The sequence below is a fragment of the Enterococcus sp. DIV0724b genome, from assembly GCF_050531475.1.
Lineage (GTDB): Bacteria > Bacillota > Bacilli > Lactobacillales > Enterococcaceae > Enterococcus_L > Enterococcus_L haemoperoxidus.
The window spans coordinates 2,418,278-2,434,512 of the sequence record NZ_CP172890.1 but is presented as its reverse complement, the minus strand read 5'-3'; the positions used below and the strand labels follow the sequence as shown (position 1 = coordinate 2,434,512).

General features: G+C 35.5%; 16 protein-coding genes. 15 read left to right on the top strand and 1 reads right to left on the bottom strand.

Features of this window, described 5'->3' with window-relative positions; translation table 11 throughout:
- Nucleotide 1 precedes the first annotated feature (1 nt).
- The 15 genes from fdhF (at nt 2) to IGJ02_RS11100 (ending at nt 14,883) form a co-directional block, all read left to right on the top strand.
- Nucleotides 2-2,722, top strand: a complete 2,721-nt coding sequence (fdhF, locus tag IGJ02_RS11170; protein WP_430602032.1) for a formate dehydrogenase subunit alpha — start codon at nt 2-4, stop codon at nt 2,720-2,722.
- A 15-nt stretch (nt 2,723-2,737) separates the two neighbouring features.
- Nucleotides 2,738-3,940, top strand: coding sequence for a molybdopterin molybdotransferase MoeA (locus tag IGJ02_RS11165; RefSeq protein ID WP_430602031.1), 1,203 nt, complete (start codon nt 2,738-2,740; stop codon nt 3,938-3,940).
- 263 nt (nt 3,941-4,203) lie between these two features.
- A complete protein-coding gene (gene moaC / locus IGJ02_RS11160; protein ID WP_430602030.1) occupies nt 4,204-4,704 on the top strand; it encodes a cyclic pyranopterin monophosphate synthase MoaC in 501 nt (166 codons plus the stop codon).
- A 24-nt stretch (nt 4,705-4,728) separates the two neighbouring features.
- Nucleotides 4,729-5,694 carry a GTP 3',8-cyclase MoaA gene (gene moaA / locus IGJ02_RS11155; protein ID WP_430602029.1) on the top strand — a complete coding sequence of 322 codons (966 nt, stop codon included), beginning with the start codon at nt 4,729-4,731 and terminating at the stop codon, nt 5,692-5,694.
- Between the two features lie 5 nt (nt 5,695-5,699).
- Nucleotides 5,700-6,134, top strand: coding sequence for an MOSC domain-containing protein (locus tag IGJ02_RS11150; protein ID WP_010763134.1), 435 nt, complete (start codon nt 5,700-5,702; stop codon nt 6,132-6,134).
- Nucleotides 6,127-6,600 (top strand): MogA/MoaB family molybdenum cofactor biosynthesis protein, encoded by a 474-nt coding sequence (locus IGJ02_RS11145; RefSeq protein ID WP_010763135.1) that lies wholly within the window; start codon nt 6,127-6,129, stop codon nt 6,598-6,600. The genes IGJ02_RS11150 and IGJ02_RS11145 overlap by 8 nt, the downstream gene beginning before the upstream one ends.
- 13 nt (nt 6,601-6,613) lie before the next feature.
- A complete protein-coding gene (locus tag IGJ02_RS11140; RefSeq protein ID WP_010763136.1) occupies nt 6,614-7,588 on the top strand; it encodes a molybdopterin-binding protein in 975 nt (324 codons plus the stop codon).
- A gap of 24 nt (nt 7,589-7,612) precedes the next feature.
- A complete protein-coding gene (gene modA / locus IGJ02_RS11135) occupies nt 7,613-8,431 on the top strand; it encodes a molybdate ABC transporter substrate-binding protein (RefSeq protein WP_430602028.1) in 819 nt (272 codons plus the stop codon).
- A gap of 9 nt (nt 8,432-8,440) precedes the next feature.
- Entirely contained in the window at nt 8,441-9,112 is a 672-nt protein-coding gene (gene modB / locus IGJ02_RS11130) for a molybdate ABC transporter permease subunit (protein WP_010763138.1), read from the top strand.
- Complete coding sequence (locus IGJ02_RS11125; protein WP_430602027.1) at nt 9,109-10,110, top strand: sulfate/molybdate ABC transporter ATP-binding protein; 1,002 nt, start codon at nt 9,109-9,111, stop codon at nt 10,108-10,110. The genes modB and IGJ02_RS11125 overlap by 4 nt, the downstream gene beginning before the upstream one ends.
- A gap of 130 nt (nt 10,111-10,240) precedes the next feature.
- Nucleotides 10,241-10,396 (top strand): hypothetical protein, encoded by a 156-nt coding sequence (locus IGJ02_RS11120; protein ID WP_430602026.1) that lies wholly within the window; start codon nt 10,241-10,243, stop codon nt 10,394-10,396.
- Between the two features lie 336 nt (nt 10,397-10,732).
- The gene (locus IGJ02_RS11115; protein ID WP_010763142.1) at nt 10,733-11,629 is read left to right on the top strand and encodes an ABC transporter ATP-binding protein; all 897 of its coding nucleotides are present in this window, start codon (nt 10,733-10,735) and stop codon (nt 11,627-11,629) included.
- The gene (locus IGJ02_RS11110) at nt 11,626-12,774 is read left to right on the top strand and encodes an ABC transporter permease subunit (protein WP_010763143.1); all 1,149 of its coding nucleotides are present in this window, start codon (nt 11,626-11,628) and stop codon (nt 12,772-12,774) included. The genes IGJ02_RS11115 and IGJ02_RS11110 overlap by 4 nt, the downstream gene beginning before the upstream one ends.
- Nucleotides 12,771-13,892 carry an ABC transporter permease gene (locus tag IGJ02_RS11105; protein ID WP_430602025.1) on the top strand — a complete coding sequence of 374 codons (1,122 nt, stop codon included), beginning with the start codon at nt 12,771-12,773 and terminating at the stop codon, nt 13,890-13,892. Before IGJ02_RS11110 ends, IGJ02_RS11105 begins: the two co-directional genes overlap by 4 nt.
- Nucleotides 13,893-14,013: 121 nt before the next feature.
- Entirely contained in the window at nt 14,014-14,883 is an 870-nt protein-coding gene (locus IGJ02_RS11100) for an AraC family transcriptional regulator (RefSeq protein WP_430602024.1), read from the top strand.
- 53 nt (nt 14,884-14,936) lie between these two features.
- On the opposite strand, the gene IGJ02_RS11095 is transcribed toward IGJ02_RS11100, so the two are convergent.
- Nucleotides 14,937-16,226 carry a hypothetical protein gene (locus IGJ02_RS11095; RefSeq protein WP_430602023.1) on the bottom strand — a complete coding sequence of 430 codons (1,290 nt, stop codon included), beginning with the start codon at nt 16,224-16,226 and terminating at the stop codon, nt 14,937-14,939.
- Nucleotides 16,227-16,235: the final 9 nt, after the last annotated feature.

Genomic DNA, 16,235 nt, shown 5'->3' with positions numbered 1-16,235 from the left:
GATGGAAATAAAAATGAAAACAGCAACAGTCACGATGTCGATCGATAACCAAGCAATTACTGTTCCAAAAGGAACGACAGTATTAGAAGCGGCCGAGATGTTAAATATTGACATTCCTACACTTTGTCATTTGAAAGAGCTGGCACCTGATGGTTCTTGTCGGATGTGTACAGTTGAAGTTGAAGGTGGAAGAAAAGGTGGTTTGACCACAGCTTGTACTGCACATTGTCAAGAAGGAATGGTGGTCCATACAGCTTCACCGAGAGTCAATGATTCCCGCAGATTTGTGCTGGATCTTTTGTTGAGCAATCATAAATTAGACTGTTTTTCTTGTGGGAAAAATGGTGCGTGTAAATTACAAGACTATTGTTTAGAGTATGGGATTGATGAGACGAGCTTTACTGATGGCAAACGGATGCCGTGCCATCAAGAAGATACGAGCAATCCTTTTTTTGAGTACGACCCTGAAAAATGCATTATGTGTAGACGTTGTTCTAAGGTCTGCCAATTACGTCAAGGTCGAGATGTTATCAGTATCTCAAAACGAGGCTTTGACACAAAAATGACCCCTAGTTATGGAGCCTCTTTCGATCAGTCCCTTTGCGAATCGTGTGGCAACTGTGTTTCTGCTTGTCCAACAGGTGCTTTAGTCAGTAAAGACCATAAAAATTACCGTGAGTGGGAAACAAAGAAGATTCCGACGACATGTCCTCATTGTGGAACTGGTTGTCAAATGAATCTTGTTGTAAAAGGTAACAAGTTAGTTGGAGTTGAACCGATCAATGGCGCTGCCAATAAGAATCTTCTCTGTGTTAAAGGAAAATTTGCTTCTTATAAATTTGTTGGTTCAGGAGATCGTTTGACAGAACCGTTGATCAAGCGCAATGGAATTTTTGAACCTGCTAGTTGGGACGAAGCATTGACTTTGGTTGCAAATAAATTTAGCCAGTTGAAAGCGGATCATGGTGCCGATTCATTGGCAGGTTTTTCTTGTTCCAGATCGATTAATGAAGACAACTATGTATTTCAAAAAATGATGCGGGCTGCATTTGGTACGAATAATGTAGATAATTGTGCTCGTGTTTGTCATTCTGCTTCTGTGCATGGGTTAGCTCATACGCTAGGATCGGGTGCCATGACTAATCCAATTGCTGATATTACGACCGATGTTGACGTAATTTTGTTAGTCGGCTCAAATCCAGAAGAAGCACATCCGGTGATCGGTTCACAAATTCGTCAGGCAATGCAGCGTGGAACGAAGGTAATCGTGGTTGATCCTCGGAAAATCGACTTAGTAAAAAATTGTGAACTTCACTTACAAATTCAAGCAGGAACGAATGTAGCATTCGCCAATGGTATGATGCATGTGATATTAAAAGAAGGCTTAGCTGATCGTGCTTTTATCGAAGAAAAGACAGAAGGATTTGAGGCACTAGAACAACTCGTCGCAGATTATCCTCCTGAAAAAGTAGCAGAAATTTGCCATATTGAAGTAGAAGATTTGGTTAAAGCAGCTAGATTATATGCAAAAGCAGAAAAGGCACCGATTATCTATTGTCTAGGTGTAACGGAGCACTCTACTGGAACGGAAGGCGTTATGAGTATGTCGAATATGGCCATGCTGGTAGGGAAGATTGGGAAGCCTGGATGTGGCGTTAATCCATTACGAGGACAAAATAACGTGCAAGGTGCCTGTGATATGGGCTGTATGCCGTATGATTTTCCAGGGTATCAAAAAGTAGCTAATCCAGAAATGAGGGCGAAATTTGAAAAAGCTTGGGGTGTGTCACTAAACAAAAAAGTGGGCATGACTTCTACGCAAGTATTACCAGCTGCCACAGAAGGGAAGATCAAAGGCTTATATATTTTTGGTGAAGATCCGATTGTAACAGATCCAGATACGAATCATGTCCGTAAGGCGTTAGAAAATCTAGAATTTTTCGTTGTTCAAGAGCTATTTATGACAGAAACAGCAGCTTATGCAGATGTAGTGCTACCTGGAATAAGTTATGCTGAAAAAGACGGAACCTTTACCAATACCGAAAGACGAGTTCAGCGAGTTCGAAAAGCAGTTGAACCAAAAGGGGAAGCTAGAGAAGATTTTGCTATTTTCTGCGATGTAATGACTCGTCTAGGTTATCCTTGTCATTATGATTCTGCTAAGGAAATCATGGATGAAATTGCAGCTGTAACACCAACTTTTGGTGGAATCAACTATGATCGATTAGAAGAAACGGGAGGGCTGCAGTGGCCATGTCGAACAAATGAAGATCCTGGGACACCGATCATGCATGTTGGTGAATTTACCCGAGGCAAAGGATTGTTTATGGCAATTCCTTATAAAAAATCTAGAGAATTACCAGATGAAATGTATCCATATCTAATGTCTACAGGTAGAATGCTATATCATTACAATACGCGAGCGATGACAGGTCGAACAGAAGGCATCAATCAAATCGCTAACCGTTCTTATATTGAAATCAATACGGTAGATGCTAGCCGTTTAGGAATTGAAGAAGGGGATAAGGTCAAAGTCAAATCTAGACGAGGAACGATTGAAACATATGCTGCTGTGGGCAATCGGGTCTTTCCTCAAGAAGTCTTTATGACCTTCCATTTTCCTGATGGAAATGTAAATGAACTGACCAATGCCGAATTTGATGATATTGCGATTATCCCTGAATACAAAGTATGTGCAGTCGATATTACACCAATCAAGTAAAAAGGAGTTGAGCCAATGATCGAAGTTGAAAAAGCCAGAGAGAAAATCCAGCACGTTTTGGCTCAGCAAAAAGAAGTAGAAACTGTTTCTATTTTAGAAGCAGCAGGACGGGTATGTGCTGAAGATATCTATGCAAAAGTAGCCGTACCACATTTTCCAAGAGCTGGAATGGATGGTTATGCAATTGTTGCAAAAGAGAGTCAAGGTGCAAATCCGCAAGAGCCAATTTGTCTAAAAGTGACCAAAACAATCTTTGCAGGTGATGCAGAACAGGCGTTTATAAAAGCGCATGGAACGGCTGTTAGAATCATGACTGGCGCACCGATTCCAAAACCTTATGATGCAGTAATTAAACAAGAATGGACCGATTATGGCGAGACACAGGTCAATATTTACCGAGAAATCACATCAGGTCGTAACTATGGTGAAGTAGGTGAAGATGTTTATCTGAATCAGAAAATTATATCAAAATATCAATTGCTCAATAGTAGAACAGTCGGCATCCTAGCTGCACAAGGGATCACAGAAATCAAAGTCTTAGCGCCTATAAAAGTAGGGATTTTAGCAACAGGAAGCGAACTGATTTCTCTAGGCTCACCACTTGTTTCAGGTAAAATTTATGACAGTAATTTATATACATTAGCTTCTCTCATTCAAACAAGCGGTGGTAAAATCGTATTTACGGAATACTGCTCGGATGACATTGGTGAGATTTCTCGCATTATTCAGGAAAAAGTAAATGAGGTGGATCTTTTAATTACAACCGGTGGCGTTTCAGTTGGCGAAAAAGACTACATTCCTCATGTAATCCAGCAATTAGAGGGAGAATTGCTGTTTCACTTTGTGAATATGAAACCAGGAACACCTGTGATGGCCAGTTTGTACCAAAATAAAGTTCTTTTAAATTTATCAGGGAATCCCTTTGCGGCGGTAGTGAATTTACATGTATTTTATTGGTCGATCTTGGCCTATTTTATGAATTGCCCAGAATTAAATTTAGAAAAGCGAATGGTTCAATTAACGGAAGACTTAAAGCCATCCACTCTTCGCCGATTTATTCGAGCATATGAGGAAAATGGATTTGTCTCTTTAAAATCAATCGTACATTATTCCTCTGTTTTTCATAATACTCTTGAAACAAACTGCCTGATCGATCAACCAGCTAAAAAACAATTGAGCAAAGGGGATTACGTCACTGTTTACTATTGGAAATTTTAGTACGTTAATACAAACGAGGTCATAACAAAAGCATTCAGCTTCAAAAAAATAAGAAGAGATTACTTCTGCTCCCACTGCATACTTGGGCTTAGGGTGTGAAACAAAAGTGAACATATCTTTTGTTTCACACCTAATTTTTTATCTAAAAAAATTTATTTATATCAGATTGTTTTTTTTTAGCCAGAGTGCTAAACTTAAGAGAAAGATAGTGAAATTTATAACTATATAATCGAAAATGAAAGCGTTTTAAATAGGAGATCTAAATGAAGGAATCGTTACAATTTACTCATATCAATGATCAAGGAAAAGCTCGCATGGTTGATGTTTCAAAAAAAGAAGAGACTGAACGAACAGCTGTAGCATATGGTGAGATTCATATGAACAAAGAGGTCGCAACGGGAATCAAAAATCAGACGTTGAAAAAGGGGGAAGTCCTACAAGTTGCAAGGATTGCTGGAATTATGGCAGCAAAAAAGACCTTTGAACTGATTCCATTATGTCATGTATTAGCTTTAACGAAATGTGAAGTTGATTTTAGTTGGAAAACGAATCAAATTTTATCTGTTCATTGCTTAACCAAAACTGTAGGACCGACTGGTGTTGAAATGGAAGCTTTGACTGGAGTAAATATTGCTCTTTTGACGATTTATGATATGTGTAAAGCAATGGATCGTGAGATGAATATCATGAATGTTTGTTTAGTTGAAAAATCTGGAGGGAAAAGTGGCCATTTTATTTCAACAAATACAGAAGTTGTTGAGTAGTGTCACAGGAAAGGCGGACTTAAAATGAAGGACTCTTTTAATCGTGAAGTGGATTATGTACGGCTATCTGTGACAGACCGCTGTGATCTTAGGTGCACATACTGTATGCCGGCCACAGGGATGAGTTTTCTAAAAAAAGCGGAAGTTTTAAGTGTTGAGGAGATTTTATTTCTGATTGAGAATTTGGCCTTACAAGGAATCAAAAAAGTAAAGATTACAGGTGGTGAGCCATTAACAAGAAATGAGATCGTTCCTTTGATTAAGGCAATTAAAGAAGTAAAAGGGATTGAAAAGGTGACTTTAACAACGAATGGGATTCAACTGACAAAATATGCTAATGCTTTAAAAAAAGCCAAATTAGATGGCATCAATATCAGTATTGACACGCTGGATCCCGATGAATTTCGTGCAATCACCAGAGTCGGTGAGTTGAAGCGAGTACTATCAGGATTGGAAAAAGCTGTTGAGGTAGGATTACCTAATATCAAAGTTAATACAGTAGCTAGAGGAGAATTAACAGAAGAAGCCATTTGTGACATTGCAGAACTTGCTAAAACAAATCCAATTCACGTTCGCTTTATCGAGTTGATGCCAATCGGTTTAGGGAAGAGTTGTCCTGGTCTAACCCAAGAAGATATTTTTTCTGTTCTGGAATCAAGATATGGAAAGCTTAGTCCATTTGAACATCGTTTAGGAAATGGCCCAGCAAGTTATTATTCTTTAGCTGGTTTTAAAGGGAAAATAGGTTTTATCAGTGCTTTAGGCCATTGTTTTTGTGCGGAGTGCGACCGAATCCGTATTACAGCAGAGGGTTGTTTGAAGACGTGCTTACATATGGATGACGGGTGTGAGTTAAAAACCGCGTTGCAGACAGAAAACAAAGAATTATTATTACAACAAGTATTTTCAGCAATTCAGCGAAAACCAGAGAAACATCATTTTCTAGAGAGTCAGGGTGATTCTCGATTGATGTCACAAATTGGAGGGTAATGATCATGACAATGGGAGAAATTATCGGAATCAATATCAGTGAACGACGGGGCACACAGAAAAAAGAAATACCGGAAGTGAATTTAATCAAAGGATTTGGCTTAGAAAATGATGCACATGGTGGAAATTGGCATCGGCAAGTCAGCTTATTATCTTTTGAAAAAATTACTGAATTTAACGGGCGAGGTGCTCGTGTAGGCAATGGTGCTTTTGGTGAAAATCTGATTGTTTCGGGAGTGGATTTGCGACAATTACCAGTTGGAAGTCAAATTCGAATTGGTCAAGCAGAACTGGTCGTTACCCAAATTGGGAAAGAGTGCCACAAGCATTGTCAAATCTATGCTCGAGTTGGTGATTGCATTATGCCAAGAGAAGGGATTTTTGCAGTTGTTGTAACACAAGGACATATAAAAAAGGGAGATAAGCTAGAAGTTGTATAAAGCAGGAATCATCACGTTAAGTGATTCAGGATATCAGGGGGTTAGGAAAGATGAATCAGGAAAGGTCATAAAAGAACTGATTCAAGAGCAATTTGAGATAATCAGACAAACAATCTTACCTGATGAAAAAGAAGAATTAAGTTTGTTGCTGATTGAATGGTGCCAATACTGCGATTTAATTTTAACAACTGGCGGCACAGGTTTGGGGGTTCGAGATATCACTCCAGAAGCGACGATAAACATAGCCGAAAAAACGATTCCCGGTATTAGTGAAGGGATGCGTATGCTGAGTATCCAAAAAACACCATTTGCCATGTTGAGTCGTGGTGTTGCTGTACAGCGTGGGAAAACATTGATCATCAATTTACCTGGAAGCCCGAAAGGAGTTACAGAAAATTTAACGTATTTACTGCCGATTTTACCTCATTCCTTAGATATTTTAACAGATCGAAAAACAGAGCATTAAACGGAGGTCAAAAATGAAAATTGTGAAAACAGTCAATGCAGAAGGGTTGATCTTGTGTCAAGATATCACAAAAATTGTTAAGGGAGAGTTTAAAGGGGCACTTTTTTCCAAAGGACATCAAGTCAAAGCAGAAGATATTCCTGTATTACTGTCGTTAGGAAAAGAGCATTTATTTTTAAGATCGAACGCTTCGGAACTGATTCATGAAAATGAAGCAGCAGATTTTTTGTATCATTTGATTGCAGGCAAATTTATGCAACCAACGCCTGTTTCAGAAGGGAAAATCGAAGTAGTCGCTGAAGTAGATGGTCTATTGAAAGTGAATCAAGACTTGTTATTGGAATTGAATTTGATTGGAAAAATTGCTGTGGCAACTCGTAATAGCAACCAAAAGATCTGTAAAGGGCAAAAATTAGCAGGAACTCGGATCATTCCTTTGGAAATTGCGCCAGAAATATTGCTTCAAGCGGAAAAGCTGATTGGACATCAAAGCATTTTATCATTGATTCCGTTTAAACCAGTAACGGTGGGGATTGTTACAACGGGCAGTGAGATTTTTAATGGGCTGATTGAAGATTCTTTTACACCAGTTGTGAAAAATAAGTTATCTAATTATCCAAACGTTGAGATCACATTTCATAAAATCGTTAATGATGATCCAGACTTGATTACAAAAGCAATCAAAAAAATGTTAGCAGCAGGTGCTGATATTGTCTTTTGCACTGGTGGAATGAGCGTAGATCCAGATGACCGAACACCATTCGCAATAAAGCAAACAGGCGCGGCTATTGTTTCTCATGGTACTCCTGTTCTGCCAGGATCGATGTTATTGATCGCCTATTTAGATGGAAAAACAATCGTAGGCTTACCAGGGGGAGTCATGTTTTGTGAACGAACGGTTTTTGATTTATTATTGCCACGCATCGTTGCACAAGACTCAATTACAAAAAAAGAAATCGCTGCTTTGGGATATGGGGGATATTTATAAAATAATGTTGGAGGAGAGAAAACGATGAAACACAATCACAGTGTGAAAATCTTGAGTCTGGTTTTGTTGATCTGTTTATTTCTAACTGCATGTGCCTCAAAGAACAAAAACACAACCATTTCCTCTAGCTCAAACAGTCAGATGGAAGAACATCATTTATTGATTGCAGCCGCAGCCAGTTTGGAATCCGTCATGGAAGAACGAATCATCCCAGCATTTGTAAAAAAACATCCAGAAACTACAATTGAAGGCAATTATGATAGTTCAGGTAAACTACAAACACAAATTGAAAAAGGCTTAGAAGCAGATGTGTTTTTTTCAGCCTCAACCAAACAAATGCATACCTTAGTTTCTCAAAATTTAGTTGTAAAAAAAAGTGTTGTACCATTATTACAAAATCAATTGGTCATGATTATACCAAGCTCTTCAAAGGTTGATTGGAAAAAATTTAGTGATTTAAAGAAAGCAGAAATGATTGCAGTAGGTGACCCAACAAGTGTTCCAGCGGGGCAATACGCTAAGAAAGGTTTGGACTCTTTAGGATATTGGACATATGTAAAAGAACATGCTAGCTTTGGAACCAATGTCACCGAAGTCCTAAATTGGGTAGCTGAAGGGAGTGCTCAAGCGGGGTTAGTTTATGCTACAGATGCTGCATCAAATAACAAAGTAAAAGTCGTTGCAGTTTTACCAAAGGATACCTTGAATGAACCGATTATTTATCCAGTTGGTTTAATTGGAAAGTCGAAAGAAAAAGCAATGGCCAAAGAATTTATGGCATTTTTAGAAAGCAAAGAAGTTGCAAAATACTTTGAAAATACTGGTTTTATTCTAAATAAGTAGGTGAATTTGATGGAGCTGAGCCCAATTATTATTTCGTTTCAGACAGCGATTATTGCAGTTATCTTTACGTTTTTTTGTGGAACCTTGATTGCTTATCTTGTTTTTCGCTTGAAAAATCAAGGGCTTAAAGTCTTGTTCAATAGTTTGTTCACTTTACCGCTGGTGCTGCCGCCAACGGTTTTTGGTTTCTTTTTGCTGGATATCTTTGGTGTTCAGCAACCAGTGGGCAAATTTTTGTTGGATTTTTTTGCTATAAAGGTTGTTTTTTCATGGCCAGCTACAGTAATTGCAGCCGTTGCCGTATCATTTCCTTTGATGTATCGTTCAGCGATTGCTGCATTTGAGCAAATTGATCCAGATCTATTGGCTGCGGCTCAAACATTGGGATTTTCAGAAAGGAAATTATTTTTTAAAATTGCGTTGCCCTTAGCAATCAATGGGCTTTTGTCTGGAGGCGTGCTAGCTTTTGCCCGAGGGTTGGGGGAATTTGGCGCAACAACAATGTTGGCAGGAAATATTGCTGGAAAAACACGAACACTGCCATTAGCGATTTATTCAGCAGTTGCTGCTGGTGATTGGTCTTTGGCACAAAAATATGTTGCGATTATTGTCATTATTTGTATTCTGATCTTATGTTTAACGGAACTATTTAGTCGAAAATCACGGAGGATGCAAGGTTGAAACTTTTCGTGGATATTCAAAAAAAAATGCGAGATCAACAGTTAAAGGTAAAGTTTGAACTCGATACGACAACATTAGGAATTTTAGGCGCATCTGGTTGTGGGAAAAGTATGTTGCTTAAATGTATTGCGGGGATTGAAGTACCTGATTCTGGTGTGATTCGGCTTGGGAATCGAGTGTTATTTGATAAGAAAAATAGCATCAACCTACCCCCTCAACAACGTAAAATAGGCCTACTATTTCAGCAATATGCGTTGTTTCCCCACTTAACAGTTTATAAAAATTTAAGTAGTGTTACAAAAGATCACCGCTTAATTCTAGAATTACTAGAGTTGTTTCATTTAAAAAATGTTAAGGACAGTTATCCTAGACAACTTTCTGGTGGACAAAAACAACGTGTTGCTTTAGCTCGAATGTTGGCTGCTGCACCTGAATTACTCTTATTAGATGAGCCTTTTTCAGCTTTAGATACCTCTTTAAAAGAAGAACTTCAACTTGAATTGGAAAAGCGTCTAGTCAATTTCAAAGGCAATGTGCTGATCGTTAGTCATAGTTTAGATGAACTTTACAGACTTTGTCCGTTGCTTGGAATCATGACTGGTTCAGGTCTTATTAAGGGCAAAACAACTGATTTGTTTAAGCAACCTCAAACGGTAGAAGCCGCTCGATTGACTGGATGCAAAAATATTTTTCCTATTAAACGCATCGATTCTCATACGGTCCGAGTTCATGGCTGGAAAACACCTTTGATAGTTACGGAAGAAGTCCCGATAGACTGTTGTTATATAGGGATACGAGCACATGATTTATTGTTAAATGATATCAAAGGCAACCGCTTGGACGTAAAGTATATCAGTAGTCAACAAACACCTTTTGAACAAAACGCTTGGTTTACTTGTAATGGACGTGATCTTTGGTGGAAAGGGAGCAAGCAGAGTGAAGCTAATAAAATTAAGCATTTTAGCCTTGATCCAGGGGCAATCATGGTTTTAGAATAAGGTAAATTTTTGCTATTTAAAGAGTCATTGAATGTTAAAGATTGAAGTGACTATGTTACTCATAATAGGCTATTCATGGGTGAATAAAAATGTACAGCGTTAGCAAAGTTAAAAAGAGGAGTGATCAGTATTGAAAGAAGAAGCATTCATGGAGTATGTTACTGTAGCACTTAAAAATTTAGGCTATAATAAAGCGGCTATATTCAATGTTGAAGGAGAAATAAAGCGAGTACTCAAATTATATTCTGCCGCCGAGATCAAAGTTAAAGTAGAAAAAATGAAATAGATGAAGAGGGGTGTGGGATAAATGTCAGAAGAAGTTCTGGTAAATATTCCACACCCAGTTTTGTTATTTTTGAGCTTAGCTAATAAGTGGGTTGACTATACTGTTGATATTTCTATTTGATTTGTTTAATATATCTATTTCAAAATAATTTATGTATAATGATGAAATGCGACGATATTAAACGTACTAATTGTCATTTAAATATGTCTAAAAACACCATATTCTTATTTATTTCACATTTAATTCATTGAAAATACAAGGCTATAACAGCAACTTAATGCTAAAATGATAGATAAATACTTGTACATTAGAAATTGAGGAGTAAAATGAAACGTTATGAATAAAATTTTAGAAATCCAAGGACTTACGAAATATTTTGGTGAACAAAGAATTTTAGAAAATCTTGCTTTTTCTCTAGAGGAACCAAAAATCATTGCATTAGTCGCACCTAATGGGACTGGAAAAACAACATTGTTAAATATTATTGCGAATATCGATGTTGCAGAATCGGGAACGATTCAAGTACTTGGTCAACCAAATACAAATTATCAAATGTTTTACGATCTTTCATATTTGCAAGACCCATCTATTTTATATGAACAATTAACAGGCTGGGATCATCTAGAATTTGTTCGTAAAGAACAAAAAAAGTCGAAAGAAGAACTAAATGAACTAGTAAATGAATTAGGTATCGAAAGTTATTTAAAAAAAAAGGTGAAAAATTACTCTTTAGGGATGAAACAAAATTTACTTTTAGCACTATCTCTAGTACCAAAACCAAAACTGCTTTTAATGGATGAACCGTTGAATGGACTAGATCCAGATAGTATTATCAAGGTTAGAAATATCATGCGCACATTGAATCAAAGAGGAGTTTCTATGATTATCTCATCTCATAATTTAGATGAGATAGAAAAAGTTACGGAGGATGTTTACTTTTTACATGATGGAAAATTGGTGGAAAAAGATGAGGTTACAATTGAAGCGATTGAGTACATCATTGTGTTAAAAGAAATTGAAAAAGCCATGTCTTTTTTGTCAAGAATCAATGTAACCTGTAGGCAACTTTCGGAGTACAAATTACAGGGAAGGTTTACCCAGCAACAAATGAATGTTTTTCATTCGTTTTGTGAAGAACAAGAGCTTACCTTATTTGATTGTCAACCAGCTAGTGGACAATTAGAAAAGATCTATTTTAACTTATTTATGAAAAAGCAGGAGACTCAACCATGAAATTTGAGTGGGAAAAATGGATTAAAAACCCTAAGAACATTGTGTTATTACTTTGTATTTTTTTGTCGATATTTATTTCGTTAGGCACGCTTTATTATGAAAATCAAGCGCAAAATAAAGTGGTGTATGATCATCTAAAAGCGCTTAATGATGAAATTTCTCCCCCTCAAAACTATGTAGGGCCAAAAGATAAATATAAAGAGTTACAACTCCTAGATGATAATGGACAGTTTTCTTCCCCAAACGGAAAAGAAATGCGAAAAATATTATTAAAAATTGTTTCTATGTTAGATGATGAAAATATTGCCCATAGCCACAAAAGATGGTTAGAAAAAAACAAACTTCAAAATGAACGTTTGCACTTACAGCAAAAGTATTTAGACTTAGGCGGAGAAAAGTGGATCAATGAAACAAATATAAAAGAACAGTTAGCAATAAGTACATGGTTACTTAATCGAAAGATTCCTATGCAAAACATAGAGATTGGCCAAAAGGGTTTCTATTTTGTCTATTTCTTACTTAGTCATTGGATGAATTACTTTATTATTATCATGATTGGTTTATTCTTTTTTGATTTTATACCAAGTGAATATGAGCGGAAGAATTATTTGTTTTTGGCTGTACAGCCACTTAAAAAATCAACTATTTTTTTGAGAAAATATATGCTTACGATGATTGTTTTAATTGGTGGTATGTTTGGCTTTTTATTTGTAGGATTTACTGTGGCAAGTATTTTTCATGGAACAGGCTCTTTAGCGTATCCAATGCTTATCAAGCAAGGAACAAGTTTTCACTTAATTCCATTAGGAGAATATTTTCTCAAAACAGTTAGTTTACAAATACTATTTATGTTATTTTCAAGTAGCTTGTTGTTGTTACTTTCAAAATGGCTAAAAAGTGGGCTAGAAGTTTTAGGCTTGTATTTAGCTATAATGTTGATACCAAACTTTTTAGAAAAAATGATTCCTAGTTTGAATAAAGTTACCGCTTGGTTGCCATTTTTTTATATGAATACAAATAGTAAAATTTTAGAAGTGAATAATCATTTTTCCTCTTCTTTTTATTTCCAGTTCCTTATTTTAGTTGGATGGAATTTGATTTTGGGAATAATTTGGTATTGGAATTTGGAGGATAAGCACTCATGAATCTAATATATTTTGAATTAAAAAAAGTTTGGCAAACACGTAAGACACATTTATTCTTACTATTAAGTCTGTCACTGATCATAGTGCTATTTTTTTTCAATGGATTTATGGCACATAAAGAACAACAAGAAATAGCAGAAGTAAATCCAACTGCTGAAGCATTAAATCAAAAAAGTTTCAACGATAAATTGAAACACTCTTTAGAGGAAATGAACCAAGAAATTTTGATGCAAGAAGAGACTTTTCAAATAATGGCCAATGAAGGAAAATCATTAGACGGAAAATTAACATTGCCAACTTATCCGTTATATCGAATGAACTTAAATGATGAGTTAGTGAAAAAGAAGCTACCACCTCAATCAATGCGTTATGGGACCAAAAATAGTATATTTACTGCGATTTTAGTGTCATATTTAGCTAGTGGTTTGGGGCTGATTATCTTGTTCTTATTATTTGGCGATAGTTTAACTAAAGAAATGGAAGATAATAGTTTGTATTTTTATCTTGCTCAGCCAATCCAAAGAGGTCGCTTGTTTTTGACTAAATATATTTTAACTTGGGCTCAATCAGTTGTAGTGATTGGCTTGTTCTTAGTCTTTGGATTTATCTTTGCAAGTGTTTTTTCAGGGGGAAGCTCATTTTTTTATCCAGTCATTGCATTTTCAAATATGACCATGGACTTTATTCCAATTATTCAGTATATTGGGCAGGTTTATTTATTGTTTACTTTTGTATTGGCGTTTTGTTTTTCTCTCCATTTTTTAGTTAGTATCTTTTTGAAGAAAACAAGTTTGAGTTTAATTATAACAATGGTACTTTTATTTGAGGGCTACTCAATAAGCATGTTAAATAGTGAGTTTACTCGGAAAATAGCTCCGTTCAATCCATTTATTTATTTGAATAGCAGTAAGATATTTGTTGGGTATGATTTCCATCCATTTGCTACACGTTTAGTGGAGAATCAAGAATATTATGCAAATTGGTGTTTACCAAGAACCATTCATAATGCACAAATTAGCAACGTGAATGGAATGATTACTTTAAGTATTGGCACAGCAATTTTGTTATTGATAGGTTATTTTTGTTTTAAAAAGAATTTCCATCTGTGGAAAGAATGAATACAGATTCAAATCCACGGCGATTCAAGCAGAGTAGAGGTTGTTTAATCTGTCTAATTATGTTGTAAATATCAAAAACTTTGATAAAGTAAAAGGTAAGAGAAACAATCGGAGGCAGAAAATGAGCGTATATTTAGAACGACCAGAGTTTGAAGCAAATCTTCTTTTTAGAGCTTTTATCAATGATGGTATGACAATTGTTTATCCTCATTGGCATAAAGAAATTGAAATCATCTATTCTATACGGGGGACTGTCAATATCGGTGTGGGAGATGAAATCGTGCATGTCGCAGAAGGGGAAATCTATTTTTTTGCTAGCGGTGAACCTCATTATTTTCTAGCGTCTCCTGACAGCGAACGAATCGTTTATCAATTTGATTTGAGTCTATTTGAGGAAATAAACTTGAAATCAACAAATGATTGTTCATTGATTGAATTATTCGAAACAGGAGAAAAACATAGTTCTAAATGGTCAAAATCTTTAGCTACGGACATGAAGAAGCTATTACAGCAATTATTTGAAGAATATGGGAAGCAAGACTTAGGGAAGAATTATGCACTTTTTAGTTTGTTATTTCAATTGGTCACAACTTTTTATAGAAGGCTCCCTCAAACACATACTGAAGTCAAAAAAGGGGCTAAAGCTTCTACTATAAAGTATAAAGAAAATTTAGAACAGCTAGATCGTATCTTTACTTATGTAGAAAATCATTATGAAGAATCGATTACGTTAGAAGAGATAGCAAAATACAGTGGCTTTAGCTCTTATTATTTTACTCGTTTTTTCAAAGCCAATACCGGGACAACTTTTATGAGTTTTTTGACTGAGTATCGTATTAATCAAGCAAAGTTTATTTTAGCCAATGAAAAAGTTCCCATGATCGAAGTCGCTGAAAAAGCTGGTTTTGCTAGTGTGAAGACGTTTCATCATGTGTTTAAAGAGCAAGTTGGAATTTCGCCTTTGAAATATCAGAAAATGATTATAAAGTAAAAAACAGTCAGTAGATTAAGCTATTTTAATCTACAGGCTGTTTTTTTCAGGGGCTAATTGGCCAGTGTAAAAGTCGCCGAAAAATATTCTTTATCAAATTGAAGAGAAAAATTTGCTCCTTCATACTGACGGATTGTTTTTACGATAGCAGTGAGTCCATGCTCTTTGTAGAATTTTTTTGATAGTATTGACTCCTCAATTGTTTTTTCTAAGTTTACTTGAGCACTAGTTGTATTGGTCAATTTAATATAAAGCTGATTTACTTCTTTTTCTATTAGCACATATAAATTGTTTTCTTTTCCTTTTTGAGTTTCTTTTACAGCGTATTCAGAGATAACGGATAAACAATGAAGGAAGTCGATCAAACGAATTGAAATCTCACTTTCCTTTATGATATCAGGTATGTTTAGATGAAGTGCTATCTGTTTAGCTGTGCAATCTTCTATCAGATAAAGCAACAATCCTTGAACGGAGGGAATGGGGATATTTCCAAGTTCAACATATGAATCTTCTTCCAAAAGGTTTTTTGAATAATCAGTGATGGATGCAATATAAGTGAGCGCTTCTTGCGATTGATCTTGTTCAATATAATCTGCCAAACTTAGCAAAATATTACGATAATCATGTCTAAATTCATCTGAAATAGTAATTTTTTCCAATTCTTGATTGTACTGCTCAAATAGCACTTGCTTTTTTAATTGTTGTTGATAGTATTTACTATACGAATAAGCAGTCGTATAAACAATTAAGTTTAACGTAAGCATTAAAAAGGTTAGATAGAGAAATGACTCCACAAAAAAATGTTGTACTGCTGATTGTTTAAGTAAAGAAAAAATAGTAAGAAAAAAAAGAGCAACTATCGATTGAATTTTATAATTTTTTTGAATATGTAAAATAGAATCAGTAATCAAATAAGTCTTATCAACTTTTTTGATAGCGAAAATTAATAGAAATAGACCTATTTGCTGTCCAAAGAATGAAAAAGGTACTAGTATTTGGTGTTGATCCGCATTAATATAATGTATTTGGAATAGAAAATTCATTAAGTCGTATGTAAAAAGCCAAGAAATTAGTACCAATGAATTAATCAAAAAAAGAGTGAGAGACATTAAAATCCAATTACCTGTAAAACGTACAATAAAGACAGCTAAGCTGACATAAAAAACAAATAATAATATGTAAATATAAGAGGTTCTAACAAAATAGCTAATCAAGATGGTTAAAGCCAATATGATAGATAATATAGTGGAGTGTTTTGTATCAATATATTTTTTATGAAGTAACGTCCATACAATTTGGAGATAATTAATAGCAAATAATTCTGTTGCTAAATAGGTTTCCATAAATATTTA